This window comes from Lysinibacillus sp. NPDC096382 (genome assembly GCF_044762845.1).
GTDB lineage: Bacteria > Bacillota > Bacilli > Bacillales_A > Planococcaceae > Lysinibacillus.
The window spans coordinates 1-1,584 of the sequence record NZ_JBIWFC010000041.1 but is presented as its reverse complement, the minus strand read 5'-3'; the positions used below and the strand labels follow the sequence as shown (position 1 = coordinate 1,584).

General features: G+C 51.1%; 1 rRNA gene (only partly in view). It reads right to left on the bottom strand.

Features of this window, described 5'->3' with window-relative positions:
• Window positions 1-1,562 (bottom strand): 23S ribosomal RNA (locus ACIQZA_RS25500) (it extends 1,465 nt beyond the left edge of the window).
• Between the last annotated feature and the right edge of the window lie 22 nt (window positions 1,563-1,584).

Genomic DNA, 1,584 nt, shown 5'->3' with positions numbered 1-1,584 from the left:
ACGTACAGTGTGCGGATTTGCCTACACACACGCCTTACTGCTTGGACGCGCATATCCAACAGCGCGCTTACCCTATCCTACTGCGTCCCCCCATTTCTCAAACGGTGAGGAGGTGGTACAGGAATATCAACCTGTTGTCCATCGCCTACGCCTATCGGCCTCGGCTTAGGTCCCGACTAACCCTGAGCGGACGAGCCTTCCTCAGGAAACCTTAGTCATACGGTGGACGGGATTCTCACCCGTCTTTCGCTACTCATACCGGCATTCTCACTTCTAAGCGCTCCACCAGTCCTTCCGGTCTGACTTCAACGCACTTAGAACGCTCTCCTACCACTGACATCGTAGATGTCAATCCACAGCTTCGGTGAATCGTTTAGCCCCGATACATTTTCGGCGCAGCGTCACTCGACCAGTGAGCTATTACGCACTCTTTAAATGATGGCTGCTTCTAAGCCAACATCCTGGTTGTCTGTGCAACGCCACATCCTTTTCCACTTAACGATTACTTTGGGACCTTAGCTGGTGGTCTGGGCTGTTTCCCTTTTGACTACGGATCTTATCACTCGCAGTCTGACTCCCGTGTATAAATATCTGGCATTCGGAGTTTGTCTGAATTCGGTAAACCGGGATGGCCCCCTAGTCCAAACAGTGCTCTACCTCCAGTATTCTCATCACGAGGCTAGCCCTAAAGCTATTTCGGAGAGAACCAGCTATCTCCAAGTTCGATTGGAATTTCTCCGCTACCCACACCTCATCCCCGCACTTTTCAACGTGCGTGGGTTCGGGCCTCCAGTAAGTGTTACCTCACCTTCACCCTGGACATGGGTAGATCACCTGGTTTCGGGTCTACGACCACGTACTAATTCGCCCTATTCAGACTCGCTTTCGCTGCGGCTCCGCCTTCTAAAGCTTAACCTCGCACGTAATCGTAACTCGCCGGTTCATTCTACAAAAGGCACGCTATCACCCATTAACGGGCTCTAACTACTTGTAGGCACACGGTTTCAGGATCTCTTTCACTCCCCTTCCGGGGTGCTTTTCACCTTTCCCTCACGGTACTGGTTCACTATCGGTCACTAGGTAGTATTTAGCCTTGGGAGATGGTCCTCCCGGATTCCGACGGAATTTCACGTGTTCCGCCGTACTCAGGATCCACTCAGGAGAGAACGAACTTTCGACTACAGGGCTTTTACCTGCTCTGGCGGACCTTTCCAAGTCGCTTCATCTAACTCGCTCTTTTGTAACTCCGTATAGAGTGTCCTACAACCCCAAGAGGCAAGCCTCTTGGTTTGGGCTCTTCCCGTTTCGCTCGCCGCTACTCAGGGAATCGATTTTTCTTTCTCTTCCTCCAGGTACTTAGATGTTTCAGTTCCCTGGGTCTGCCTTCAAGACGCTATGTATTCACGTCAAGATACTACGCGATTAAACGTAGTGGGTTCCCCCATTCGGAAATCTCCGGATCAAAGCTCACTTACAGCTCCCCGAAGCATATCGGTGTTAGTGCCGTCCTTCTTCGGCTCCTAGTGCCAAGGCATTCGCCGTGCGCCCTTAATAACTTAACCAAGTTATTAAGCCTATAAAAAA